The following is a 24,070-nucleotide window of genomic DNA, read 5'->3' on the forward strand; positions in this document are numbered from 1 at the left end:
ATCGGGTGCCAGACCGCCAGGCGGGGTGAGGTCACGTGGTGCACAGGCCCCGATCGGGTGCCAGACCGCCAGGCGGGGTTGGTGTACAGACGTGAGGGACTCGAGGGCCGTCCAGAAGGGGATCGCACGATGAGGACCGTGCGGATAACACAATGTTATAGAATGGGTGCATGATCGACGCTGCGGGCCTGCGGGTCATGAAGGCCATCGCCGACGAGGGGAGCTTCACGGCGGCGGCGCTCTCGCTCGGCTACTCCCAGCCGGCCATCTCGCAGATGGTCCGTCGGCTCGAGCAGCGCACGGGCACGGTGCTCGTCGAGCGGGTGGGTCGCGCGGTCCGGCTCACCGAGGCCGGCCAGGTGCTGGCCCGGCACGCCGGCCCCGTCCTCTCCGCGCTCGATGCGGCCGAGGAGGAGGTCGCGGCCATCGCCGGGCTACGGGCCGGCCGGGTGCGACTCATGGCCTTCCCTTCGAGCTCGGCGACGATCGTGCCCCGCGCCTTGGCGCGCGTGCGCAGCCAGTACCCCGACGTCTCGGTCTGCTTCACCGAGGGCGAGCCACCCGAGTCGCTGGCGGCACTGCGGGCCGGCGACGTCGACCTCGCCGTCGCGTTCGCCTACGAGGGCACCGATCTCGGCCGGGGCGAGGACGACATGGAGATCTACACGACGACGCTGCTCCTCGAGGACGAGGTGCGACTGGTCGTGCCGCGCGGTCACTCCGTCGCCGAGCAGCAGGAGGTCGACATCGACCAGCTCGCCGACGAGGACTGGATCGCGGGGTGTCCCCGCTGCCGTGGCCATCTCCTCCAGCTGTGCGACACCGCCGGATTCTCTCCCCGGGTGGCCTACGAGACCGAGGACTACGTCGCCGTCCAAGGGCTCGTCGCCGCCGGGCTGGGCGTCTCTCTCGTCCCCGACCTCATCCTCAACACGGCGCGCAATCCCGACGTCGTCGCCCTTCCGGTGCGGCCCAGCTCCCGCCGCCACATCGTCGCGGTGACGACGCCGGACCTCGAGCGCGTCCCTGCCGTCAAGGCCACCATCGACGCTCTCGTGGAGAGCGCGAAGGAACCCATGCGCCTGCTCGCCCCCGCCTGACGCGCCCGCGCGCATTCCGACCTTCCGACCGACTCCGCCGCATCCCCGGCCCACGCCTGCTCGACCCCGCCTTACTCGCCGCGCGCATTCCGACCTCCCGACCGACTCCGCCGCATCCCCGGCCCACGTCTGCACGCCCAAGCGCGCCCGGCACATCGGCCCCGCCCGGTGCCGAGGGCCCGCCGGGCGCAGGGGTCAGCGCGTCGACGTGACGGCGGTGACGCGCCCACGATGCGTCACGGCGACGGTGCCTCGCAGATCGGTGCGCCACACCGCCATCCCTCGACGACGCAGCAGATCCATGGTGCTGGCCGCAGGGTGCCCGTAGTCGTTGTCCGCACCGACGCTGACCAGCGCCACCGGGGCGGACAGCCCGCCGTAGAGGCCCTCGTCGATGTTGGCCGATCCGTGGTGTGCGACCTTGACGACGTCGAAGCTCAGCGCGGACGCCTCGTGCGCTGCCGACGGGTCGTCCTCCCCTGCGCTCCGGCGCAGGCCGAGGAGCACCTGGTGGGCCGCCTCGTGCTCGACGTCGCCGAGCATCAGCGCCCGGAGGCCGTCGTCCTCGACCGACATGACGACGCTGGCGTTGTTGGGCACCGAGCCGGAGGCGATCCGCCGGGCCGGCCACCAGACGTGGGCCGTCATCGTGCCGAAGGCGAGCTCGTCACCCGCCCACACGGGGACGATCGGTATGCGGCGGCGCCCCGCCCACGTCGACACCTCCGTCGCCTGGAACTGCGGATCGGCGATCGGGGACACGAGGATCTGGCCGACGGCCCGTCCGTCGAGAGCCCCAGGGAGGCCGTCGACGTGGTCGGCGTGGAAATGGGTCAGCACGATGGCGTCGAGGCGCCGCACGCCGAGTGCGTCGAGGCAGCGGTCCACGAGGGGTGGATCGGGTCCCGCGTCGACGAGCACCGCGGAGCTCGCTCCGGTGCGCAGCACGATGGCATCTCCCTGGCCGACGTCGCACGCGACGACGACCCACGCCGGCGGTGGCCACGTGAGCGCTCGCGTCGGCACCGCCGCCGACAGGGCGAGGACACCCGCCGCGAACGCCGTCCGCGGGCGTCGCAGCAGGAGGGCGAACCACCACCGTCCGGTCAGCACGAGACCGATGGTGAGCAGGCCCAGGAGGACCGCTCCGAATGCGCCGTCCGGCCACGGGGCGGTGCCGCCCGGCACGGCGGCCCCGACGCGCGCCACGCGGGCGATGACGAGCGTCGGCACCCCACCCATCCACCCCACGACCTGGGCGGCCGGCGGGGCGCCGACGCCGAGCAGCGCCGTCGCGACACCCGCGATGGTCGCCGGCCCGACGAAGGGCGCGGCGAGCAGGTTCGCGACGACCCCGACCACGCTCACGGACCCCTGGAGGAGCACGATGACCGGCGCGCAGACGAGCTGAGCAGCAGCGGGAATGGCCAGGACCTGGCCGAGGCCGCTCAGGCGCTCCGGCAGGCACCGGTCGATGGCATCACCCCACGGCCGGACGAAGAGCAGCAGCCCGAGCGTCGCGAGGGTGGAGAGGACGAAGCCGTACGACCGCGCGAGCCACGGGTCGACGAGGAGCAGGACGACGACGGCGCAGGCGAGGACCGGCAGGCCCGCCGCGCGACGCACGGTGAGGATGCCGATGAGTCCGACGCTGCCCATGACGGCGGCCCGCAGCACACTCGGCTCGGGTCTCGCGAGAACGACGAAACCCGCGACGCCGACGAGACCGACGAGCGGTCTCCAACGCGCCGCCAGCCCCACCTGTCGACAGAGCCAGAGAACCATGACGAGGACGACCGCGACGTTGCTGCCACTCACCGCGCTCAAGTGCGTCATGCCCGTCACCCGCATCGCGTCGGTGAGGTCGGTCGGCGTTCTGCTCGTGTCCCCGACGACGAGCGCAGGCAGGAGCCCCCGCGCATCGGGAGGCTGCCCGGACACGGCGTCCGACAGGCCGACCCGCACCCGCTCTGCGCCCCGGACGACGGCTCCTGGGGACCGCACGACCCCAGGTCCTCCTCCGGGCCGCATGGTGGCGACCTCCTTGTCAGCGCTGCTGTTCGGCGGCGAGAGCCGGCCGGTCACGGTCACGCCCTCGTGCCACCGAACCCCGGCCCACCGGTCGTCGCCGGCAACGAGCACCGTCGCCGAGGCCGCCGACTCGGCCCCCCGCCCGCGGACGTGCTCCACGGCGAGCGGGACGAGGACGGTGGCGCCGCCCGGTCGCGTCGAGGCGATGCGCACCGGATCGGCCGCCACCGTCCCCGACACGGTGGCCGTCGCCCGTTGCGCGGACAGCTCGTCGAGAGGGGACGCGAGGCGCACGGCGCCGTGTGCAGCGGACCCCGCGAGGGTCAGCCCGGTGACGCCGAGGACGAGCCCGGCGAGCCCGGACACGGAACGACCCCGCATACCGGCTCGTCGGCTGGTGCCGAGGCCCGTCCTCAGGAGCGGCACCCGCCCCGCGAGGTCCCGAAGGGACCTGCGCCCTCCTCCGGTGCGGGTGGAACCACCTCCGTCACGGTGGACGACCACGAGCATCGTCGCCGCGCCGGCGAGCGCACCGACGGCGCCGCCGGCCCGGGCGACCGGGGTGAGCCCGAGGGTCGCCGCAACGGTCGCCCAGGCCGTCAGCGCGGCGACGAGCAGTCGGACGTCCGCTGCCATCGCCCGGACCGCGGCGGAGTCGCCGGTGACGTCGCGGCCGGGCCGTCCTCCGAACGGTCGCGTTCGGAGGCGGTCCCACCACCCGTGAGCGGCCCGTCCGAGGTGGGTCAGGGCGGACCGCCCGCCCCCGCCCCTCACACGGTGACCTTGGGCGTCAGCTGGGCGAGCATCTTCTCGCCGATGCCGGACACCTCGCCCAACTCGTCGATGCTGCTGAACCGGCCGTGCTCGGCGCGCCAGTCGAGGATGCGCTGGGCGAGGACCGGTCCCACGCCGGGAAGGGTGTCCAGCGTGGACAGGTCGGCGGTGTTGAGGTTGACGCGAGCGCCCGGCGACGCCCCGGGACCTGCCTCCCCGGATCCTGACCCCGTCCCCACCGGCCCTGACGCCGCGGCCGGGACCTCACCGGGACGAGGAACGCGGACCTGCTCCCCGTCGAGGAGGACCCGCGCGAGATTGAGCGCGGCGAGGTCGGCTCGGGACGTCGCGCCACCGGCCGCCGTCACGGCGTCGGCCACCCGCGACCCCGTAGGGAGACGGACGATCCCCGGCTTGCGGACCTGACCGACGACGTGCACGACGACGAGCTGTGCCGTGCTGCCCGCGGCCGGGCCACCGGCTCTCGCGCTCGTCGGACCGGTGGGCCCCGCCGAGGCGCCGGTCGGGGCGAACGCGGTCGCCGTCCGGGACACGATGCCGGTGCTCGGGGCGCCGTTCCGGTCCGGCCCTGCCGCGGTGCCGACGGGACCGACGGGCCGTGGTGCCTCGGCCGCCCGGGCGCGCACCACCCGCGCCGCGAAGACGAGCGTCGCGAGCGCGACGATCACCAGGGCCACGGCGAGAACCCTCGGCGAGACCCGTCGGCGGGCCCCACGCAGCACGCTGGGGACCGTGACGACCTTCACCGGTGGTAGCGGCCCCCGATGGCGTCCCGGCGGCTGCGAGGCCACACCCTCCGGCGCCGAGGCGCGAGACGCGAAGGTGTCCGCCGAGGACCGGGACCGCCGGGCCGGCGCGGCGCGGGGCGCGGCCACCGCCCGGTCGAGGGAGTCCCTCGTGGGGACCCAGTGCTCGAGGCCGGCCCGCTCGCGCTCCGTGAGCAGGTCCTCCTCGACAGTGGACCGGTCGAACCCGTCCGGTCCGTCGAGCCCGAGAGCGGCGAGGAGCCGGGGCATGTCCTCGATGTCTCGCCTGCGGCTCATGAACCAGGACGCTAGGTCCGGGGAACGACGACGTCAGGTGGGCGGACGACCCTGTGGACGAGACGCCTCGCCGTCACGGACCTGTGGACGACGACGCGAGGCCCGGCACGCCCCCCGTCGACCCGCGGCCGGCACGCCCGCTCGACGAGCTAGGTCCGCAGGGCACGCCCCCACGCGCGCAGGTTGCTGCGGTGCCGCCAGAGCACGAGGGCGGACAGGACCACGAGCCACCATCCCGACGCCGTCCGCGACCCGAGGTCGAGGACGCCCGTGCCGACGAGGATGCCGAGGACGAGGGCGACGCCGCACGCGACCGCGGAGGCGAGCCCGGTGCGGCGCACGAGCGGCAGGGCGAGGCCGAACCCGAGGAGGGCGACGACGGCATACCACGGGTCCATGGCGAGCATCGCCCCGAGAGCGGTCGCGACGCCCTTGCCGCCGCGCCCCCCGAGGAAGGGCGACCAGATGTGTCCCGCGACGGCGGCGAGGCCGCACGCCGCGGCGACCCAGAAGCCGAAGGCGTGCAACGCCCAGACCGTCGGCAGCCACCCCTTGAGGACGTCGAGGACCCCGACGAGGACGCCCCAGAGCGGACCGAGGACGCGTCCGGCGTTCGTCGCGCCCGGGTTGCCCGATCCGGCGCGGATGTCCTTGCCGCGCAGCCGGGCGACGGCGGCCGCGGGGTTGAGCGAGCCGATGAGGAAGGCGAGGACGACGGGTATGCAGAGCAGCAGCCACGAGACGGGCGAGCCCCAGGAGCCGTCCGCCATGCGGAGGGTCACGAGGGGAACCGCGGGGTCACCGTGACGGCGAGCGTGCCGGGTCCGACGTGCGCCCCGACGACGGCACCGAGCTCGACGACGGGGACGGGGCAGCGGAGCCGGTCGCCGAGGCGTTCGGTCAGCCGACCCGCCAGGCTCTCGGCCCGCTCGGCGCTGTCGAGATGCTGGACGGCCAGGTCGACGCCGTCGGCCCCCGCGGGGAGGTCGGTGGCCGCGGCATACCCCATCTCCTCCAGGCGGGAGAGGGCCTTGGCGCTCGTGCGGACCTTCGCGACGGGGACGATGGAGCCGTCGCGGAGCCCGAGGATCGGCTTGATGGCGAGGGCGGACCCGAGGAGCGCCGAGGCCGCGCCGATGCGGCCTCCGCGGCGCAGGTACTCCAGCGTGTCGACGTAGAAGACCGCCGTCGAGGCCCTGCACCGCCGCTCCGCGACCGCCGCGGCGACGTCCCCCGACGCGCCTGCCGAGGCCGCCTCCGCGGCCGACACCGCGGCATACCCCATGACCATCCCCATCGCCTCGCTGTCGACGACGTGGACGCGTACGTCGACCCAGCCGGCCGCGAGGTGCGCCGACTGGATCGTCGACGACATCGCGGCGCTGAGGTGGACCGAGACGATCTCCGTCGCGCCCTCCGCGACGGCCGACTCGTACACCTCGAGGAAGGCCTGCGGCGACGGCCGCGACGTCGAGACCGGCGTGAAGGCGCGCAGCGCCTCGGCGACGTCGTGCGGACTCACGTCGACGCCCTCGCAGTGCTCCTTACCCCCGATGACGACATGGAGCGGCACGACCCGGATGTGGTGACGCTCGCACCACTCCTGCGGCAGGTATGCCGTGGAGTCGGTGACGATCACGGTGCTCACGGCGCCGACGCTACCCGCCCGCGGCCCGGCCGTCGGGGACGCTCAGCCGTCCGAAGCGCTCACGCGGGGACGACGTTGACGAGCTTCGGTGCCCGGACGACGACGGTCCGCACGCCGCCCGCGATCGCCTGCTCCACCTTGGGCAGCGCGAGGACGAGCTCGCGGAGGGCTCCCTCGGTGATGTCGGCAGGCACGTCGACCCGGTCGCGGACCTTCCCCTTGATCTGGACGACACAGGTCACCGTCGCGTCGACGAGCAGCTCCGGGTCGGCGACCGGGAACGGCTCGTAGGCAAGGGAATCGGGGTGGCCGAGCCGGCTCCACAGCTCCTCCGCGATGTGCGGAGCGAGCGGCGCCAGCATGAGGACGAGCGGCTCGACGACGGCGCGGGGCGCCGCCTCGAGCTTGGTCAACGCGTTGTTCAGCTCGGTCAGCCGGGCGATCGCCGTGTTGAAGCCGAGCGTCGCGAAGTCGCGCCTCACCGCGTCGATCGTCTTGTGCAGCAGGCGGTTCAGCTCATCGGACGGCGCCTCCTCGGACACGACGAGCGCGCCCGTCTCCTCGTCGACGACGTTGCGCCACACCCGCTGGAGGAAGCGCTGCGACCCGACGACGGCACGCGTGTCCCACGGCTTGGAGTGCTCGAGGGGCCCGAGCCCCATCTCGTAGAGACGGAAGGTGTCCGCACCGTAGGCGCGGTACATGTCGTCCGGGCTCACCATGTTCTTCAGCGACTTGCCGATCTTGCCGAACTCCCGGGTGACGACCTCGCCCCGGTAGGTGAACACGGGCTCTCCCCCGATCGCCGGCACGGTCTCCTCGACCTCGCTCGCCTCGACGTACGTGCCGCGTCCGTCGGTGTAGGCCGGCGCCTGGATGTAGCCCTGGGCGAAGTAGCGGCGGAACGGCTCCTCCGACGTCAGGTGGCCGAGGTCGTGGAGCACCTTGACCCAGAAGCGGGCGTAGAGCAGGTGGAGGACGGCGTGCTCGACCCCACCGATGTAGAGGTCGACGCCCCCTGGGTCGACGGTCCCCACCGGGGCGCCCTCGACGGGATTCGCCTGCGGCGCCATCCAGTAGGCCTCGTTGGCCGGGTCGACGAACGCCTCGTCGTTGGCGGGGTCGAGGTAGCGCAGGAAGTACCAGCACGAGCCGGCCCAGTTCGGCATCGTGTTCGTCTCCCGGCGGTAGTGACGTATGCCGTCGCCGAGGTCGAGGTCGACCTCCACCCACTCGGTGACCCGGCCGAGCGGTGGCTCGGGCTCGCTGCTGTCGTCCTCCGGCTCGAACGTCCGGGGGCTGTAGTCGGGGACGTCGGGCAGCTCGAGCGGCAGCATCGACTCCGGCAGCGCGTGGCTCACGCCGTCCTCGTCGAAGACGACGGGGAACGGCTCCCCCCAGTACCGCTGCCGGCTGAACAGCCAGTCGCGCAGCTTGTAGTTGATCGTCCCGTGCCCCGCGCCCTTGTCCTCCAGCCAGGCGACGATGCGCTCCTTGGCCTCCGCGACGCCCAGCCCGTCGAGCGAGATCTCGTCGTTGGCGGAGTTCACGGCGGGGCCGTCGCCGGTGTATGCCGTGTCCGGGTCGTGGCCCTCGGCCGGCCGGACGGTGCGGATGATGGGCAGGTCGAACCTCTTCGCGAAGTCCCAGTCGCGCTCGTCCTGGCCGGGGACCGCCATGATCGCGCCGGTCCCGTAGCTCGCGAGGACGTAGTCGGCGACGAAGACGGGGACGGCCTGCCCGTTGACGGGGTTCGTCGCATACGCGCCGGTGAAGACGCCCGTCTTGTCCTTGCCCTCCATCTGCCGCTCGACGTCGCTCCGGCGGGACGTGGCCCGACGGTATGCGGCGACGGCGGCCGCCGGGGTCTCGGCGCCTCCTGTCCACTCCGGCTTCGTGCCCTCGGGCCAATCCCCCTGCGGCACGAGGCCGTCGACGAGCGGGTGCTCCGGTGCGACGACCATGAACGTCGCGCCGAAGAGCGTGTCCGGGCGGGTCGTGAAGACCTCGATCGACTCCCCGGACCCGACGACCGGGAACCCGACCCGGGCCCCCTGGCTGCGGCCGATCCAGTTGCGCTGCATGGCCTTGACCTTTTCGGGCCAGTCGACCCGGTCCAGGTCGTCGGCGAGCCGGTCGGCATACGCGGTGATCCGCATCATCCACTGGCGCAGGTTCTTCTTGAAGACGGGGAAGTTCCCCCGCTCCGACCGGCCCTCGTTCGTCACCTCCTCGTTGGACAGCACCGTGCCGAGACCGGGAGCCCAGTTGACCGGCGCCTCCGTCGTGTAGGCGAGGCGGTAGGAGTCGAGGATCTCACCCCGCTCGGCGGCCGACAGGTCGATCCACCCGCGTCCGTCCTCACCGGGGACCGGGCGCTCACCGGCCTCGAACTGGGCGACGAGATCGGCGATCGGGCGTGCCTTCCCGAGGCCGCCGTCCGGCCGGGCGGCCGTCTCGTCGTACCAGCTGTCGTAGATCTGCAGGAAGATCCACTGCGTCCACCGGTAGTAGGCCGGGTCGATCGTCTCGACGGCGCGCCGGTCGTCGTGGCCGAGGCCGAGGCGCCGCAGCTGTCGCTTCATGATGACGATGTTGTCCTCGGTCGTCTTGCGGGGATGCTGTCCCGTCTGGACGGCATACTGCTCCGCCGGCAGGCCGAACGCGTCGTAGCCGAGGCAGTGCAGGACGTTCTCGCCGAGCATCCGGTGGTAGCGGGCGAAGACGTCGGTCGCGATGTAGCCGAGCGGGTGGCCGACGTGCAGGCCCGCGCCGCTCGGGTAGGGGAACATGTCGAGGACGAGGAGCTTGCCGTTCGGGCCGCGGCACGCCACGCCCTCGGGGTCCGCCCACGGTCCGGCGGGGTTGGGGGCGCGGAAGGTGCCCTCCTCCTCCCAGCGGTCCTGCCAGGCCACCTCGACCCGGTCCGCCAGCTCCGCGGTGTAGCGGTGCGGTGTCTCGCTCATCGTCGTCCTTGCTCCTCATCGTGCTCGCGGTTCCGGCCCGGACATGAAGAAACCCCCCGACAACGGAGGGTGGCCGCGGTGATCGTCAGGGGATCAGCGCGGCAGGCCGAGAAGCAGCGAGCGTGCCATGGGAACAGGTTATCGCAGCGGGAGTGGGCGACTGTCAGGGTATGGGCGGACACTGGAGACATGACCTACTGCTCGATCGTGCCGCCCTACATCCTCCAGGCCCTCAGCGGGAGCGACGACCCGCATGTCGCCGACCGCGCGCGCACCTCGCTGCGCGACGCCCAGGAGCTGGTCCGCCGGCGCCACATGATGACGACGACGGCTCCGGCCCCCTCGTCCACGAGCACCCGGGAGCAGGACGCGTCGAGCACGCCCGGTCCGCAGCGGACGATCGGCGACGCGAAGAACGAGCAGACGACCCCCGGCACGACGGTCCGCACCGAGGGAGGTGAGGCGACGGGCGACCCCGCCGCCGACGAGGCATACGACGGTCTCGGCGACACGTGGACGATGTATTGGGACGTCTTCAGCCGCAACTCCGTCGACGGCAAGGGCCTGCCCCTCGTCGCGACGGTCCACTACGGCCGCGACTACGACAACGCCTTCTGGGACGGCAGCCAGATGGTCTTCGGCGACGGCGACGGCACGATCTTCGGCCGGTTCACCAAGAGCATCGACGTCATCGGCCACGAGCTGACCCACGGCGTCACCCAGTACACCGCGGGCCTGAACTACCAGGGCCAGTCGGGGGCCCTCAACGAGTCGGTGTCCGACGTCTTCGGCTCGCTCGTCAAGCAGCACACGCTCGGCCAGTCCGCCGACCAGGCGGACTGGCTCATCGGCGCCGACCTGCTCCTGCCGAGCGTCCACGGCCGCGCGCTGCGCGACATGCTCCACCCGGGCACGGCCTACGACGACCCGCAGCTCGGCAAGGACCCGCAGCCGGCCGACATGTCCGGCTACGTCGACACCTCCGACGACAACGGCGGGGTCCACACGAACTCCGGCATCCCCAACCGGGCCTTCGCCCTCGCCGCGACGCAGGTCGGCGGCAACGCGTGGGAGACGGTCGGCCCGGTCTGGTATGCCGTGCTGACCGGTGACGGCATCCGGGCCGACTGCGACTTCGCGACCTTCGCCGACCTCACCGTCGCGGCCGCCGAGAAGCTCCGCGGCTCCTCGTCCGCGGAGGCGACGGCCGTCCGGCAGGCGTGGCAGACGGTCGGCGTCCTGTCCGGCGACGGCTCCGGCACGGACGCCTCGCCGGTCGGCGAGACCCAGACGCCCTCCGGACCTGCGCACGGGGACGTCCCCGCCGGCGACGCCCGGATCCTCCTGCGCCGCACGGGTGGGGTCGCCGGCATCGCGAAGGAGCGGCACGTCCGCCTCGCCGACCTGCCCGACGACGACACGTCCGCCTGGCAGACGCTGCTGTCCTCGCCGACGCTCACCGAGCTCGCGGCGGACAAGGCGGCGAGCACGCCCACCGTGCCGGACAGCTTCTGCTACTCCCTGGAGTGCGAGCGGCCGCGGCTGCACCTCACGCTCCAGGAGAAGGCCATCCCCCAGCACATCCAGGGCCTCTTCGAGCGCACCCTCGACGCCTGAGCACCGGCGAGGCAGGATCGTCCCCCACCCTGCGAGGCTGACCCGTATGCCGGACGACACGACCGCTCCCCTGTGGACGCCTGGGCACGACCGCGTGGCGGCGGCGCGCATCACCGCTTTCCGCCGCCACGCCGAGCGCGCCTGCGGACGAGACCTGCCCGACTACGACGCCCTGTGGGAGTGGTCGGTCACGGATCTCGAGGGCTTCTGGCGGGCCGTCTGGGAGTTCTTCGGGCTCGACCGGCGCAGCGGCTTCGACCGTGTCCTGGGCGCCGACCACATGCCCGGCGCGAAGTGGTTCACCGGCAGCACGGTCAATGCCGCCGAGCAGCTGCTCCGCCCGGGCGATCCCGAGGCGACCGCGGTCATCGGGACCGACGAGTCCGGCGCGGTCGTCCGCTGGACGCGGCAACGCCTCCGGGACGAGACCGCGGCGCTCGCGGGAACCCTCACGGACGTCGGGGTGCGACCCGGGGACGTCGTCGTCGGCTACCTGCCCAACATCCCCGAGACGGTCGCCGCCTTCCTCGCGACGGCGGCGCTCGGGGCGACGTGGTCGTGCGTGGGCCAGGACTACGCCGGCGACGCCGCGATCGACCGGTTCGCCCAGCTCGAGCCCACCGTGCTCGTCACCGCGACCGGGTACCACTTCGGCGGCAGGCGACACGACCGGCGACCGGAGATCGCCGTCCTCCAGGCGGGCCTCGCGAGCCTCGCCGAGACGATCGTCGTGAGCCGGCTCGGCCTCGACGCCGGCGGTCGGGGCCGCGACTGGACGGATGCGACCACGCACGCCAGCGACCTCGAGCCGGTGGGCGTCGGCTTCGACCATCCGCTGTGGGTCCTCTTCTCGTCCGGGACGACCGGTCTGCCGAAGGGACTCGTCCACAGCCACGGCGGCATCCTCCTCGAGAGCCTCAAGCAGCTCGGCCTGCACTGGGACCTCGGCGAGCGGGATCGCCTCTTCTGGTACACCTCCCCGAGCTGGGTCATGTGGAACCTGCTGACGGCGGCGCTCGCGCTCGGCACGTCCATCGTGTGCTACGACGGCTCCCCCACCTACCCCGGGCCCGGTGCGATGTGGGATCTCGTCGCCGACCACGAGGTCACCTTCTTCGGCACGAGCCCCGGCTACCTCCAGGCGTGTGAGGTCGCGGGGGTCGACCCGTGGAGCGGCCGCGACCTCGGCGCCCTCCGGTCGATGGGCAGCACCGGCTCCCCCCTCGCGCCGGGAACCCACCGATGGGCGACGAGGGCGCTGCCCGACGTCCCGGTGTGGTCGCTCAGCGGCGGCACCGACGTCGCGACCGGGTTCGTCGCCGGGGCGCCGATCGTCCCCGTCTGGCCCGGGGAGCTCTCGGTGCGCTGCCTCGGGGTGGCGCTCGAGGCCTGGGACGAGGAGGGTCATCGCGTGCCGGACGGCGAGGTGGGCGAGCTCGTCGTGACCCGGCCGATGCCGAGCATGCCCGTCCGGCTGTGGAACGACCCCGAGGGATCCCGCTACCGGGAGACCTACTTCTCGACGTATGCCGACGCCTGGCGCCAGGGTGACTGGATCACCGTCACGCCCCGTGGGAGCGTCGTGATCCACGGCCGCTCCGACTCGACCCTCAACCGCCACGGCGTCCGGATGGGCAGCGCCGACATCTACGCCGCCGTCGACACGGTCCCCGGGGTCCTCGAGTCGCTCGTCGTCGGCGCGGAGCAGCAGGACGGCGGCTACTGGATGCCGCTGTTCGTCGTCCTCGACGACGGGCACCACCTCGACGAGGAGCTGGCCGCCCTCATCACCCGGCGGATCCGGGAGCGGACCTCGGCGCGGCACGTGCCGGACGAGGTCATCGCCGTGCCGGGCATCCCGCATACGCGAACGGGGAAGAAGCTCGAGGTGCCGGTCAAGCGCCTGCTCCAGGGCGCGGCCCTCGGCGAGGTGGCCAACCCGGCGTCCGTCGACGACCCGGCCCTCCTCCAGGTCTTCGCGGACCTCGCCTCCGAGCGCCTCGGCGGTGCGGGCTGAGCCGTGCCCCGGCGGAGGACGGCGCCCCTGCCGGCCCGGTCGCGGAGCGGCCGCGTGCCCTTCCGTGGCTGGTACCGTCGGAACGGGCCGCGAGGGAAGGGTTTCCGATGCGCGAGAGCTGGTTCGTGGCAGGGGTCGACTGCGGCGGGACGAAGGACGCCGGCACGGTGCTGCGGGCCGACGGAACGTTCCTCGTCGACCGGCTCATCGAGTCGCCCAGCCGGGTCCTCGAAGGCCCCGCGGCGGCGGTCGCCGCCCTCGAGGAGGCGATGGATGCCGCGCTCGAGGAGGCAGGGGTCACGCGGGAGCAGGTCCGTGCCGTCGGTCTCGACACGCCCGGGCCGGCGAGCGCCACAGGTGTCATCTCGCGTCGGGGCGCGACGAACTTCAGCGACCCCGAGTGGCGCGGGTTCGACGTGCGCACCGCCCTGGAGGACCGCATCGGCCTGCCCGTCGCCTACACGAACGACGCGAACGCGGCGGCCCTCTATGCCCACCACGCGCACTTCGGCCCGGCCGGCTCCCTCTACTCCTCGGTGTCGGCGATCATCGGCACGGGCCTCGGCGGAGGGCTCGTCGAGTCGGGGAAGGTGATCCCCGGGCGATCCGGGATGGCCGGCGAGATCGGCCACGTCCAGATCCCGCTCGACGGGATCCTCGAGGACGGCCAGCCCGTCCCCCGCTGCAACTGCGGCCTCGCCGGGGACGCCGAGAGCCTCGCCTCCCTGACCGGCATCCGCAAGAGCCTGCTCCCCTACTGGCTGACCCGCTATCCCGACCACCCGCTCCACGAGATCGAGGACGAGGCCAAGCGCGCCTACCAGGTGCGCACCCTCGCCGAGGCGGGCGACGAGATGTGCCGGCGGATCTTCGAGCAGCAGGCCAAGGCCCTCGGCGCCCTCTTCCACATCGCCTCGAACTTCACCGACCCGACGGCGTACTTCGTCGGCGGCGGCGTCGTGGAGACCGCCCCGGAGTTCCGCACCTGGTTCCTCGACCGCGTCACGGAGCGGATGGACCTGCGGGAGGAGCAGGCCGAGGTCGCCGTCGTCGCCACCGTGCCGGATCTCGACATGGCCGGCGGTCGAGGCGCCGCCCTCGCGGCGCTCGCATCCGTCGTCGCGCCCAGCGGCGGCTAGCGACTCCGGGGCCGGTGGCCCCTCAGGAGGTCGGCACGCCGCTGAGCCGCTCGAGGAGGGCGGCGGCATCGCGCAGGTCGCGGGTGTCGTGGCCCTCCGCGAACGATCCGAGGGCATCGCCCAGCAGCTCAGCGGCCGCGGCTGCTCGCCCCTGCAGCTCCCACATCCCGGCCAGGCTCGTCGCGACCCGCAGCCGGAACCCGCGGGCCGACCGCTCGGCGGTCAGCTCGAGGGCGCGGCACAGCTCGTCCTCGGCCCGCGCGGTGTCCCCGGCCAGCCGGAGCAGCTCGGCGTGCAGCCGGAGCAGCTCCGGCTCGCTCTGGTGCTCGCCGTCGGTCGCGACGGCGTCCAGCCCCGACGTCACGGCCGTCAGTCCGCCGTCGAGGTCGCCGACCGCGAGGTGGGCGGCCGCGGCCACGCAGGCGTGGAAGGTGGTGCCCAGCCGGGCGAACCTCGCCCAGTCGGTGAGGCCGTCGCTCAGCCGCGCGAGGCCGGCGTCGGGGTCGCCGAGGACCGTCGTGGCCCAGCCGCCGAGCACCCGCCCGCCCGCCCGCCACAGCCGCAGATCGTGCTCGACGCATACCGTCTCGAGCTCCGCGGCGAGGTCCGCCACCCGCCGAGCCTCGCCGCGCAGGGTGTGGATGACCGCGGCATACCAGAGGGCTCGCGCGATGTCCGTCGGAATGTCGAGCGCCCGCGCCTCCGACAGCGCCTGGGAGACATGGTCGCGCGCCTGGTCGGGGTGGCCGAGCTGCCACAGCGCGACCGCGCCGAGCTGGTGCGCGGCGAGGGCGGGATCCTCCCCGAGGACCACCGCGAGCTCCGGCTGCGCACCGCCGGGGACGAGCTCGAGGATGCGCTCGGCATGCGCCCACATCGCCCCGCAGTCCCCGGTGCGGCTGCTCACGTAGCACTGGAGGAGATGCGCGATGAGTCGTGCGGTCGGCTCGCCGGTGCGGTCGGCGAGCCGCATCACCTCGGCCGCCCACTCCGCCCTCGCGACCCGGTCGCTGCGGACCAGGGCGACGTTGTGCAGGCCCAGCAGGGCGGTGACCAGTGCCGGCACGTCGTCGAGCTCGGTCGCAAGGTCGCGCAGCCGGAGGCAGTCGGTGACCGCGTCGGGGTCCTGCCATCCCCAGACCGCCGCGACGGCGACGACCGACGTGCGGCGCAGCCGCAGCTCGAGCCGCGCTCGTGCGGGCCCGACCGGTATCCGCTCCAGGAGGGACAGGGCGTGCCGGACGTGCTCGTGCGCCTCGGGATACGCCGAGCGGATCATGGCCACGCGGGCGGCCGTGGCCAGCTGGCGCACCGCCGCCTCGTCGTCGCGCCCCCTCTCGTGGTGCGTCGCCAGCTCGGCGGCGATCTGCTCGGTGTGCGGTCCGTATGCCTCGGCGAGACGTGCCCCGACGGCTCGGTGCACCTGGACCCGTCGCGCGGGGCCGAGGGTCTCGTAGAGCACGTCGCGGTACATCTGGTGGGTGAGCCGGAACCGCCCGGTGACGGTGCCGTCCGGCCACTCGACCGGGTCCATCGCGCGCAGCAGGGACCCCTCGCGGGCGAGGGCGGCGCAGCGCTCCTCCACCTCGACGATCGGCAGCTCGCCGGCGAGCCCCGCGCTCACCGCCTCGACCGTGAACTCGTCCCCCACCGCCGCCGCGACGGCCAGGACCCGTCGATCGACCGCATCCAGCGCGTCGATGCGCCGCTGCAGCATGATCCGCACCTCGTCCGGCACGCCGAGCGCCCCGAGCCGGCCGGCCGCCCGAACCACCTCCTCGTCGGCAACGAGGAGTCCCCCGTCGTCCAGATGACGGCACAGCGCGACGACGAACAGCGGATTCCCCTCGGTGCGCTCGGCGATGTCGGTCACGAGGTCCGGAGCCGGTATGCGGGGAGCGAACCAGGCTGCGGCGTAGGCACCGACGTCCGCGGCCGACATCGACTCCAGCGTGAGGCGCCGGCACAGTCCTCGCGCGGCGAGGTCCTGGATCACCGAGCGCAGGCGGTGGGCCCGGACGATCACCTCCGCCGGCCGGTAGCTGCCGAGGAGCAGGAAGCCCGCGCGGGCACGCCGCCGGGCCAGGTAGCCGATGAGCTCCACGGTCGGGCGGTCCGCGTCGTGGAGGTCCTCCACGACGAGCAGGAGCGGATGGAGGTCGCTGAGCCGCTCGACCGCGGCGGCGAACTCGGCGAGCATGCGCTGCGGCGAGGACCGCGGCAGCGAGCGCTCCAGGCCGGCCGCGGCGGACTCGTCGAGGACACCCGGCAGCTGGACCAGCCAGCTCGGTGCACAGCGCCGCAGGACCTCGACGACCCGGTCGGCGTGCGGGCCACGGCACAGCGAGCCCAGCGTCTCCAGGAGTGGCAGGTAGGGCTCGCCCGCGCCGACGCCTTCGACGCACTGGCCCCACCCGACGAGGGCGTCCGCCACCCCCTGGTAGCGCGTCGCGAACTCGTCGAGCAGGGCCGTCTTGCCGCCGCCCGCCTGGGCCGCGACGAGACCCACCCGGACGGTGCCCTCGCGGCGAGCCTCCTCCCACCAGCTGCCGAGGGTCGTCAGCTCGGCGGCACGTCCGACGATCCGATGTCCTCCGGGGGGACGCAGCGGCTCGTCCGACGGCTCGACGAGCAGCCGGTAGCCGACCCGGTGCACGGTCTCGATGACGTGCGGCTCCCGGGAGTCGTCGCCGAAGGCGCGCCGCAGCTCGTTGACGCATACCGCAAGGACCCCGTCGCCGACGAAGCCGTCCGGCCATACCGTGCGCAGCAGCTCCTGCTTGGTGACGACCTCCCCGGCGTGCGCGACGAGCGACGCCAGCACCGCGGCGGTCTTGGGACGCAGCGTCAGGTGGTCGCCGCGGCGCGAGAGCCGTCCCCCGTCGCTCTCGAAGAGGAACTCGCCGAGGAAGACGCGGTGGTCGCGCCGCGATGAGCCTCCCCGTCGAGGTGTCACAGGCTGGAGCGTATCGGCGCCACCGGTCGTGGCGACACGGTCAGCTGAGCTCCTCGCTGCTGGCACGCGGGCCGATGTGCGCGAGCGCTGCCGGGTCCGCCGTCGTGAACCGGTCGGCCTCCTCGCCGCCGTCGCAGCGGCACAGGGCGACGGTCGCCCGTCCCCCGGACCGGGTGACGACCCGCCAGACCGCGCCCATCTCCTCCCAGCGGCGGAGCCGGTCGAGGTCCTCGGACTCAGCCATCGGACGCTCCCTCGCCCGAGCCCTCCCGCTGGAGGACGCGGAGGAGGACGGGCAGCTCGCTCCGCGTGACGTCCTTGGTCGCCGTGACGAGGGTCGCCGGACGACCCGCGACGAGCGCGGTGAGGTCCGCCAGCGCGCGCCGGCCCTCGGGTGTGCCGAGCTCCTCCTCGTAGCGGGCCTCGAACTCCTGCTGTCGCGCCGGGTCGTGGCCGTACCAGCGGCGCAGCTCCGTCGACGGCGCGACCTGTTTGCACCACTCGCCGACCCTCGGGTCGTCGCGGTGCATCCCCCGGGGCCACAGCCGGTCGACGAGCACGCGCAGGCGCCCGTCGTCCGCCGCGTCGTAGACCCGCCCGATCCGGACGTCCATCGTCGTGCCGGACATCGTCGGCCTCAGCGGGGGCTGACGACGGTGAGGAGCACGACCGCGTCGTCGAGCGCACGGAGCGCATGCCGGGCGTCGGGGATGGCGACGAGATCGCCCGATCCGCCCTCCCACGCCTCGTCGCCCGCGGTGAGGCGGACGCGTCCGGCGAGGACCTGCAGGGTCGCCTCGCCGGGCGACTCGTGCTCGGCGAGCTCCTGACCGGCGAGCAGGGCGATGGCGGTCTGTCGGAGGGCGTGCTCGTGACCGCCGTGGACGGTATGCGCGGCACGTCCGCTGTGCGATGCCTCGGCGGTCCGGCGCAGCTCGGCGGCGAGATCGGGGACGGACACGGACTCCATCGAGGATTCCCTTCGGTCGGGCCGGCGTCAGCCGGCGAGGAGGAGGACGCCACCGACGAGGAGCACGACCACCTTGGCGCACTCGAGGCCGATGTAGGCACGGTGAGCGTGGGAGCCTGGCGCGTCGAGGCCCTCGAGGACGGCGCGGGTCCGGCGGTTCAGCCGCGGCCGGACCGCGAGGAGCTGGGCGAGGAGGAGGACGCACGCGACGAGGAGGAACGCCTCCGCCGCCGCCGCGAAGGTTCCCATCACGAGACAGACCGCGAGGACGACGGCGAGGACGAGCTCGACGACGTTGAGGACCCGGAAGACGAGACGACCGATGCCGAGACCGATGCGCAGCGTGACGTCGGGAGCACGGAACTTGACGGGTGCCTCGATGAAGGAGATGGCCAGGACCATGCCGAGCCAGACGAACGTGATGGCGACGGCGATGCTCTGGGCGGTGCTCACCGCTCCTCCGTCCGCGGGGCCAGGTGCATCACGCAGACGTCGGGCTCGGCGAACGGCTCGAGACTCGTGACGGTGATCGGGGCCTCCCAGGCGTCGGTGGCTCCCCGGACGATACCCAGGTGGACGGGGCAGACGATCTGCGGGGCCCGACGCGCCAGCTCGAGGAACGGACACCGCCGCAGCCCGATCCGCAGCTCCTCCGCACCGTCGAGGCGGGAGTCCGGATCGGCCTCGAGCCGTTCGGGCGCGAACCCGAGGTCGGTGAGCAGGACCTGCACCTCCTCGACCGCCCGCGCCGGCTGTTCCTCGTCTGCCACGGTGGGCTCGGGCACCGAACGGCCCCAGGCACTGCCCACCTCGAGGGCCCGCTCCGTCGCGTCGGACGTCTCGGCGAGCGCCTCGACGAGGAGCTCCGCGAGAAGGTGGTAGTGGCGTGGCCCGCTGGGGTCCATGACGCGCACGGCGCGGAACAGCTGTGCCGGCCGGCCCGGTCCACGCCGTTGGGGCGCCACCCGCTCCGCCTGGCCGTTCGCGACGAGGGTGTCGAGGTGGAAGCGCACGGTGTTCTGATGGACCCCGAGCTCCTCGGCGACCGCCGCGATGGTGACCGGCTGGGCGGCGCCGCGCAGCGCATCGAGGACGGCCTGCCGCCCGCCCCCGGCCGGCACCGCGTCGCTCGTCACGGGATGATTTTACACAAGAATGGGCTTGGAGAATCCACCTCACCTGCCCGTCACGCGAACCTCCCGCGAGCGGTCCCCGGTCAGGGCGTCGCCCCTCCGCGGCTCCTCGTCAGGGAGAGGAACTCCGCGCGGCGGGCCGGGTCCTCGGTCAGCTCCCCGGAGAGGGAGGAGGTGCGGGTCCAGGTCCCGTGGGCCCGCGCTCCCCGCAGGCTCATGCAGGCGTGCTGCGCGTGGAGCACGACCCCGACGCCGCGCGGCCGGAGCCGATGGTCGAGCTCCTCGGCGACGCGCGTGGTGAGCCGCTCCTGGGTCTGCGGGCGGCTCGCGGCATGGGCGACGAGCCGGGCGAGCTTGGAGAGCCCGAGGATGCGCGAGCCGGGAAGGTAGCCGACGTGTGCGACACCCGCGAAGGGGAGCATGTGGTGCTCGCACAGCGACCGGAACGGGATGTCCTCGACGAGGACGAGCTCGTCGTACCCCTCCTCGTTCGGGAAGGTCGTGAAGTCGACCTCGGGTGCGGTCAACAGCTCGGCGAAGGCCCGGGCCATGCGGTGCGGCGTCCGGACCACGGCCTCGCTCGACAGGTCGAGCCCCAATGCCCACAGCAGCTGCCGGCAGGCCCGCTCGGCCGCGTCGACGTCGAGGCCGCGTGGAGCCGTCTCCCGGTGAGATCCGTCGACGACCGAGCCGTCGGCCGAGGCGATCGAGCCGCCCGAAGCGGTCGGGAGGGACGTGGCGACGCCGTCGCCGGCGACGATGGCGGCCGAGGTCGCGGTGAGGTCCATACGAAGAGGCCTTTCTAACGGATACTTGATGCTAATTTAGAGATGGCGTCGTTGTACCGTCAAACGCCGGGGTGCCGAGCCGTCCGGCGCACGGAGGACAGGAGGCCGCATGGACCTCGCCGCCCAGGCCGCGGGGATCGGCGCGCTCGCCGACCCGATCCGCCGGTCCCTCTACGACCACGTCGTGAGCCAGCCGGAGCCGGTGGGTCGTGAGGGCGCCGCCCGCGCCGTGGGGGTGCCGGTGCATACCGCGCGGTTCCACCTCGACCGGCTCGTCGCGGAAGGCCTCCTCGACGTGGAGTTCCGCCGGCTCGGCGGGAGGTCGGGCCCCGGCGCCGGGCGGCCGACGAAGCTCTACCGGCGAGCCGACCGGGAGTTCGCCGTGTCCCTGCCGGAGCGCCGCTACGACCTCGTCGCCCACATCCTCGCGACGGCGGTGACGCGGGCCGGTGCAGGAGCGGCGCTCGACGATGCCCTCGAGGACTCGGCCCACGAGGAGGGCCGCCGCCTCGGGGAGGCGGCGGCCGTGACGGGTGGCGGGCTCGACCTGCTGACCCGGGCCCTGGCCTCCCAGGGCTATGAGCCGCGGGACGAGGACGGGGCCCTCCGCCTCGCCAACTGCCCGTTCGACGCGTTGGCGAAGGAGCATACGGACCTCGTCTGCGGGCTCAACCGGTGTTACGTCCAGGGCGTGGCGGACGGCCTGGGGTGCCATGGCGTCCGCGCCTGCCTCGAACCGCGACTGAACCAGTGCTGCGTCGTCGTCCGGGTCGTCCGGCGGACGGACGACCCGGGACGGGACCGGCCCGGAGCCGCTACCCGGCAGCCGGAGTGACGACGCCCTCCACGCCCTCGACGTCCGCGATCCGCGGCGACGGTCCGACGAGCGAGCGCGCCGCGGGGACGAAGGCGGCGAGCGCGGCGACGACGCCGAGGATCCCCGCGCCGACGCCGCCGGTGCTTCCGCTGGCGACGAACACGACGGCGGCGACGACCGACCAGATCGGCACCCGGCGTGCCCGGCGCAGCCCGATGAAGAGCACGATCGTGCCGAGCATGAGGCCGACGATGAACAGCACGATGAGGACGACGAGCATCGGGTATGCCTCCGACGCCCGGTCGAGTGCCGTGAGCTCCCCCGCTGAGGAGCCGGCCCTGGCATACAGGGCGTAGGGCGCGTAGAACGCGACCGCGTGGCCGACCGAGGCCATCGCGCCGACCCCCACCATGGCGCCTCCGACGATGGTCAGTCGGGAGCCGCGACCCCGCGCGGTCGTGATGAGCCCGACGACGCCGAGCACGAGACAGAAGGACGCGGCGACGCTGAGCAGCCCGGCGACGAGCCAGGCGGTGCCGTGCCGGTCGACGGCCGCGGTGATGTCCACGGGGGACGGAGTGCCCGACGGCACGACATACCGGCGAAGCAGGTCGCCGACGGTGAACAGCAGCGCGCCGAGCACGAGCCCGGCGGCCGCGACGCGGAGGGTGCGTGGCTGAGGTGAAGTGGTCATGGCACCACCCTCACCGGGTGCCGGGCGGCCGCGCGTCGGCTGCCCGGGCGTTTCGGGTCCCCCGCGAGGGCGACCCCGCTCACCATCGAGGATGACTCGCCGGTGGGCGGCGTCGCCCTAGCATCGACGCATGGCTCGGCTGCTCCTCCCCCGGGCGCTCGGCCGGCTTCCCGTCGCCGACGCGGCTCTCGCGGTGGCGCTGTGCGTCCTCGCCGTCGGCGGGCTGGCCACGGGGCAGGTCGACGAGACGCCGCTCGCCGTCACCGTGCCGATCGCGGCCGTCAGCACCCTCGCGATGGCGCTGCGGACGCGGTTCCCCGTCCCCGTCGCGGCGGTCGTCACCGTCCTCGCGGTCGCCCAGGCCGTGCTCACCGGCGCCGAGTCCAACACCCTGTGGGCCCTCGTGGTGTTCCTCGTCAGCTCCTACACCGTGGCTGCCGAGTGCGATGAGGGATGGGCGCTCGTCGGGCTCGCGCTCGTTCTCGGCGGGCAGTTCCTCTGCGAGTGGCTCGACCACGGCTCGGACTACCCCTTCGACACGCTCGTCTTCGGCGGGGTCTGGCTCTTCGGCCGAGGCACCCGGTCGTGGCGGAACCAGGCGGCATACGCCGAGCAGCACCGGCACGACCTCGCCCGGATCGCGGTCGCCGAGGAGCGCACCCGCATCGCGCGGGAGCTCCACGACGTCGTGGCCCACAGCCTGAGCGTCATCGCGGTCCAGGCGGACGCCGCCGAGGCCGCCCTGGGCAAGGATCCCGCCCGCGCCGCACCACCGATGCGGGCGATCCGCGACAGCGCCCGCGACGCCCTCGTCGACATGCGCCAGCTCCTGCACGTCCTTCGCACCGAGCAGGGTGCAGATCCCGACGACGACGTGCAGCAGCTCAGGCCCGCCCGAGGGATCGGCGACCTTCCCCAGCTCGTCGACGGTATGCGAAAGGCGGGCCTTCCGCTGGAGGCCGACATCCGGCTGTCCCAGGCGCTGTCCTCGGGCCTGGAGCTCGCGGCATTCCGCATCGCCCAGGAGGGGCTGACCAACGTCCGCAAACATGCGGGCGACGTCCCGACCCGGCTGGCCGTCACCGACGACGGCCACGAGCTGAAGGTCGAGGTGCGCAACGAGGCACCGCGGTCGACGACCTCACGTCCGGTCGACTCCCCGTCGACGGGTCACGGTCTCGTCGGTGTCCGCGAGCGGGTGCAGGCCGCGGGAGGAGCGCTCGACGTGGGGCCGACGACTGCCGGCGGCTTCGTCCTCGTCGCCCGACTGCCCCTCCGCCCGGCGCCGGTGGACGGTGTCCGGCCGTGAGCCCACCGATCAGGGTCCTCCTGTGCGACGACCAGGAGCTCGTGCGCGCCGGGTTCCGGCTGATCCTCGACCTCGAGGACGACGTGGAGGTCGTCGGCGAGGCCGCCGACGGGCACGAATGCCTGCGCCTCACCGGCGAGCACGCGCCGCACGTCGTCCTCATGGATGTCCGGATGCCACGGATGGACGGCATCGAGGCGACCCGCCGGCTCGTGGCGGCCGGCTCGCCGAGCCGGGTCCTCATCCTGACCACCTTCGACCTCGACGAGCTCGTCTATGCGGCGATGGCCGCGGGGGCGAGCGGGTTCCTCCTCAAGGACGTGCCCCGCGATCAGCTCGTGGGCGCCGTCCGCATGGTCGCCCGCGGGGACGCGATCCTCGCGCCGGCGCTCACCCGTCGGCTCGTGGAGCGGTTCGTCGCGGCTCCGCCCCCGTCGAGCAGAACACCCGCGGCGCTCCGGTCACTGAGCGAGCGCGAGCTGGAGGTGTTCGCCCTCCTCGCCCGCGGGCTGTCCAACGCCGAGATCGCCGCCGACCTCTTCCTCGGCGATGCGACGGTGAAGACGCACGTGGCCCGCATCCTCACCAAGCTCGGCCTGCGAGACCGCGTCCAGGCCGTCGTCCTCGCCTACGAGTCCGGCTTCCTCCAGCCCGGCCGGGCCCACGACTGAGGCGAGGAGCGGCCTTCGGGACGGGCGGCCCTGGCGGAGGGTGCCCTCGGCGGAGGCTACCCTCGGCGGAAGTGCCACCCGCCTGACGGTACCCTCGGCGGAGGGTGCCCTCGGCGAACCTCCTGACGGCCTTCTGGGGAAGATAGCCAGAGTCCTGGCTCTAACCATCTTCCCCACAGCGTCCGCATTGGTCTCCCCGGCCCGACCCGACGACCCCAGTCCCCGTGAGCCCTTCCCGACCAGGCATGTATGCACCGCGACAGGCCGGGGCGGTGCGCACGCGCCGCGACAGGCCAACCTCGTGCACCGGACGGCTCCTCACGACCTTCTGGGAAGATAGCCAGAGTCCTGGCTCTAGCCATCTTCCCCACAACGT

The 24,070-nt window shown here is 73.5% G+C and carries 20 protein-coding genes; 7 read left to right on the forward strand and 13 right to left on the reverse strand.

Features of this window, described 5'->3' with window-relative positions:
• The first annotated feature begins 170 nt into the window (after window positions 1-170).
• Window positions 171-1,100 carry a LysR family transcriptional regulator gene (locus BN12_RS03880; protein WP_048550238.1) on the forward strand — a complete coding sequence of 310 codons (930 nt, stop codon included), beginning with the start codon at window positions 171-173 and terminating at the stop codon, window positions 1,098-1,100.
• A gap of 195 nt (window positions 1,101-1,295) precedes the next feature.
• Here BN12_RS03880 and BN12_RS03885 read toward each other — a convergent pair whose 3' ends face one another.
• The 5 genes from BN12_RS03885 to leuS all read right to left on the reverse strand — a co-directional run bounded on the left by BN12_RS03885 (window position 1,296) and on the right by leuS (window position 9,583).
• A complete protein-coding gene (locus tag BN12_RS03885; protein ID WP_048555969.1) occupies window positions 1,296-3,767 on the reverse strand; it encodes a ComEC/Rec2 family competence protein in 2,472 nt (823 codons plus the stop codon).
• Window positions 3,768-3,901: 134 nt separating this feature from the next.
• The gene (locus tag BN12_RS25720) at window positions 3,902-4,969 is read right to left on the reverse strand and encodes a helix-hairpin-helix domain-containing protein (RefSeq protein WP_235432291.1); all 1,068 of its coding nucleotides are present in this window, start codon (window positions 4,967-4,969) and stop codon (window positions 3,902-3,904) included.
• A 149-nt stretch (window positions 4,970-5,118) separates the two neighbouring features.
• Window positions 5,119-5,751, reverse strand: coding sequence for a glycerol-3-phosphate acyltransferase (locus tag BN12_RS03895; protein ID WP_235432292.1), 633 nt, complete (start codon window positions 5,749-5,751; stop codon window positions 5,119-5,121).
• Window positions 5,748-6,617: a DegV family protein gene (locus BN12_RS03900; RefSeq protein WP_048550240.1), complete on the reverse strand. Its 870-nt coding sequence runs from the start codon at window positions 6,615-6,617 to the stop codon at window positions 5,748-5,750. Before BN12_RS03900 ends, BN12_RS03895 begins: the two co-directional genes overlap by 4 nt.
• A 59-nt stretch (window positions 6,618-6,676) precedes the next feature.
• A complete protein-coding gene (leuS, locus tag BN12_RS03905; protein ID WP_048550242.1) occupies window positions 6,677-9,583 on the reverse strand; it encodes a leucine--tRNA ligase in 2,907 nt (968 codons plus the stop codon).
• A 189-nt stretch (window positions 9,584-9,772) separates the two neighbouring features.
• On the opposite strand from leuS, the gene BN12_RS03910 reads away from it, so the two are divergent.
• The 3 genes from BN12_RS03910 to BN12_RS03920 all read left to right on the forward strand — a co-directional run bounded on the left by BN12_RS03910 (window position 9,773) and on the right by BN12_RS03920 (window position 14,356).
• Window positions 9,773-11,200, forward strand: coding sequence for a protealysin inhibitor emfourin (locus tag BN12_RS03910; RefSeq protein ID WP_048550244.1), 1,428 nt, complete (start codon window positions 9,773-9,775; stop codon window positions 11,198-11,200).
• Window positions 11,201-11,246: 46 nt separating this feature from the next.
• Complete coding sequence (locus BN12_RS03915; protein ID WP_048550246.1) at window positions 11,247-13,217, forward strand: acetoacetate--CoA ligase; 1,971 nt, start codon at window positions 11,247-11,249, stop codon at window positions 13,215-13,217.
• A gap of 107 nt (window positions 13,218-13,324) precedes the next feature.
• Window positions 13,325-14,356, forward strand: coding sequence for an ROK family protein (locus BN12_RS03920; protein WP_048550248.1), 1,032 nt, complete (start codon window positions 13,325-13,327; stop codon window positions 14,354-14,356).
• Between the two features lie 22 nt (window positions 14,357-14,378).
• Here the strand turns inward: BN12_RS03920 and BN12_RS03925 are convergent, their stop codons facing one another.
• From BN12_RS03925 to folE, 7 genes are all read right to left on the reverse strand, one after another.
• Window positions 14,379-17,312: an ATP-binding protein gene (locus BN12_RS03925; protein WP_048550251.1), complete on the reverse strand. Its 2,934-nt coding sequence runs from the start codon at window positions 17,310-17,312 to the stop codon at window positions 14,379-14,381.
• A gap of 40 nt (window positions 17,313-17,352) precedes the next feature.
• Complete coding sequence (locus tag BN12_RS03930; RefSeq protein ID WP_048550253.1) at window positions 17,353-17,556, reverse strand: hypothetical protein; 204 nt, start codon at window positions 17,554-17,556, stop codon at window positions 17,353-17,355.
• Window positions 17,549-17,941: a DUF488 domain-containing protein gene (locus tag BN12_RS03935; protein WP_083454392.1), complete on the reverse strand. Its 393-nt coding sequence runs from the start codon at window positions 17,939-17,941 to the stop codon at window positions 17,549-17,551. Before BN12_RS03935 ends, BN12_RS03930 begins: the two co-directional genes overlap by 8 nt.
• Window positions 17,942-17,949: 8 nt before the next feature.
• A complete protein-coding gene (locus tag BN12_RS03940) occupies window positions 17,950-18,282 on the reverse strand; it encodes a cupin domain-containing protein (RefSeq protein ID WP_048550255.1) in 333 nt (110 codons plus the stop codon).
• A gap of 27 nt (window positions 18,283-18,309) precedes the next feature.
• On the reverse strand, window positions 18,310-18,735 hold the full coding sequence (locus BN12_RS03945; RefSeq protein WP_048550257.1) for a hypothetical protein: 426 nt from the start codon (window positions 18,733-18,735) through the stop codon (window positions 18,310-18,312).
• Window positions 18,732-19,418 (reverse strand): helix-turn-helix transcriptional regulator, encoded by a 687-nt coding sequence (locus BN12_RS03950; protein WP_083454393.1) that lies wholly within the window; start codon window positions 19,416-19,418, stop codon window positions 18,732-18,734. The genes BN12_RS03945 and BN12_RS03950 overlap by 4 nt, the downstream gene beginning before the upstream one ends.
• A gap of 80 nt (window positions 19,419-19,498) precedes the next feature.
• Complete coding sequence (folE, locus tag BN12_RS03955) at window positions 19,499-20,203, reverse strand: GTP cyclohydrolase I (protein ID WP_083454394.1); 705 nt, start codon at window positions 20,201-20,203, stop codon at window positions 19,499-19,501.
• Window positions 20,204-20,312: 109 nt separating this feature from the next.
• On the opposite strand from folE, the gene BN12_RS03960 reads away from it, so the two are divergent.
• Window positions 20,313-21,038 carry a helix-turn-helix transcriptional regulator gene (locus BN12_RS03960; protein WP_048550260.1) on the forward strand — a complete coding sequence of 242 codons (726 nt, stop codon included), beginning with the start codon at window positions 20,313-20,315 and terminating at the stop codon, window positions 21,036-21,038.
• Here BN12_RS03960 and BN12_RS03965 read toward each other — a convergent pair.
• On the reverse strand, window positions 21,019-21,714 hold the full coding sequence (locus BN12_RS03965) for a hypothetical protein (RefSeq protein WP_048550262.1): 696 nt from the start codon (window positions 21,712-21,714) through the stop codon (window positions 21,019-21,021). The two genes, BN12_RS03960 and BN12_RS03965, sit on opposite strands and share 20 nt — an antisense overlap.
• Before the next feature lie 130 nt (window positions 21,715-21,844).
• Here BN12_RS03965 and BN12_RS03970 point away from each other — a divergent pair, with 130 nt between their 5' ends.
• Both BN12_RS03970 and BN12_RS03975 read left to right on the forward strand, forming a co-directional pair.
• On the forward strand, window positions 21,845-23,023 hold the full coding sequence (locus BN12_RS03970; protein ID WP_048550264.1) for a sensor histidine kinase: 1,179 nt from the start codon (window positions 21,845-21,847) through the stop codon (window positions 23,021-23,023).
• Window positions 23,020-23,694, forward strand: a complete 675-nt coding sequence (locus BN12_RS03975) for a response regulator (protein ID WP_048550267.1) — start codon at window positions 23,020-23,022, stop codon at window positions 23,692-23,694. Before BN12_RS03970 ends, BN12_RS03975 begins: the two co-directional genes overlap by 4 nt.
• Window positions 23,695-24,070 lie beyond the last annotated feature (376 nt).

The sequence above is a fragment of the Nostocoides japonicum T1-X7 genome (assembly GCF_001046855.1).
Taxonomy (GTDB): domain Bacteria; phylum Actinomycetota; class Actinomycetes; order Actinomycetales; family Dermatophilaceae; genus Nostocoides; species Nostocoides japonicum.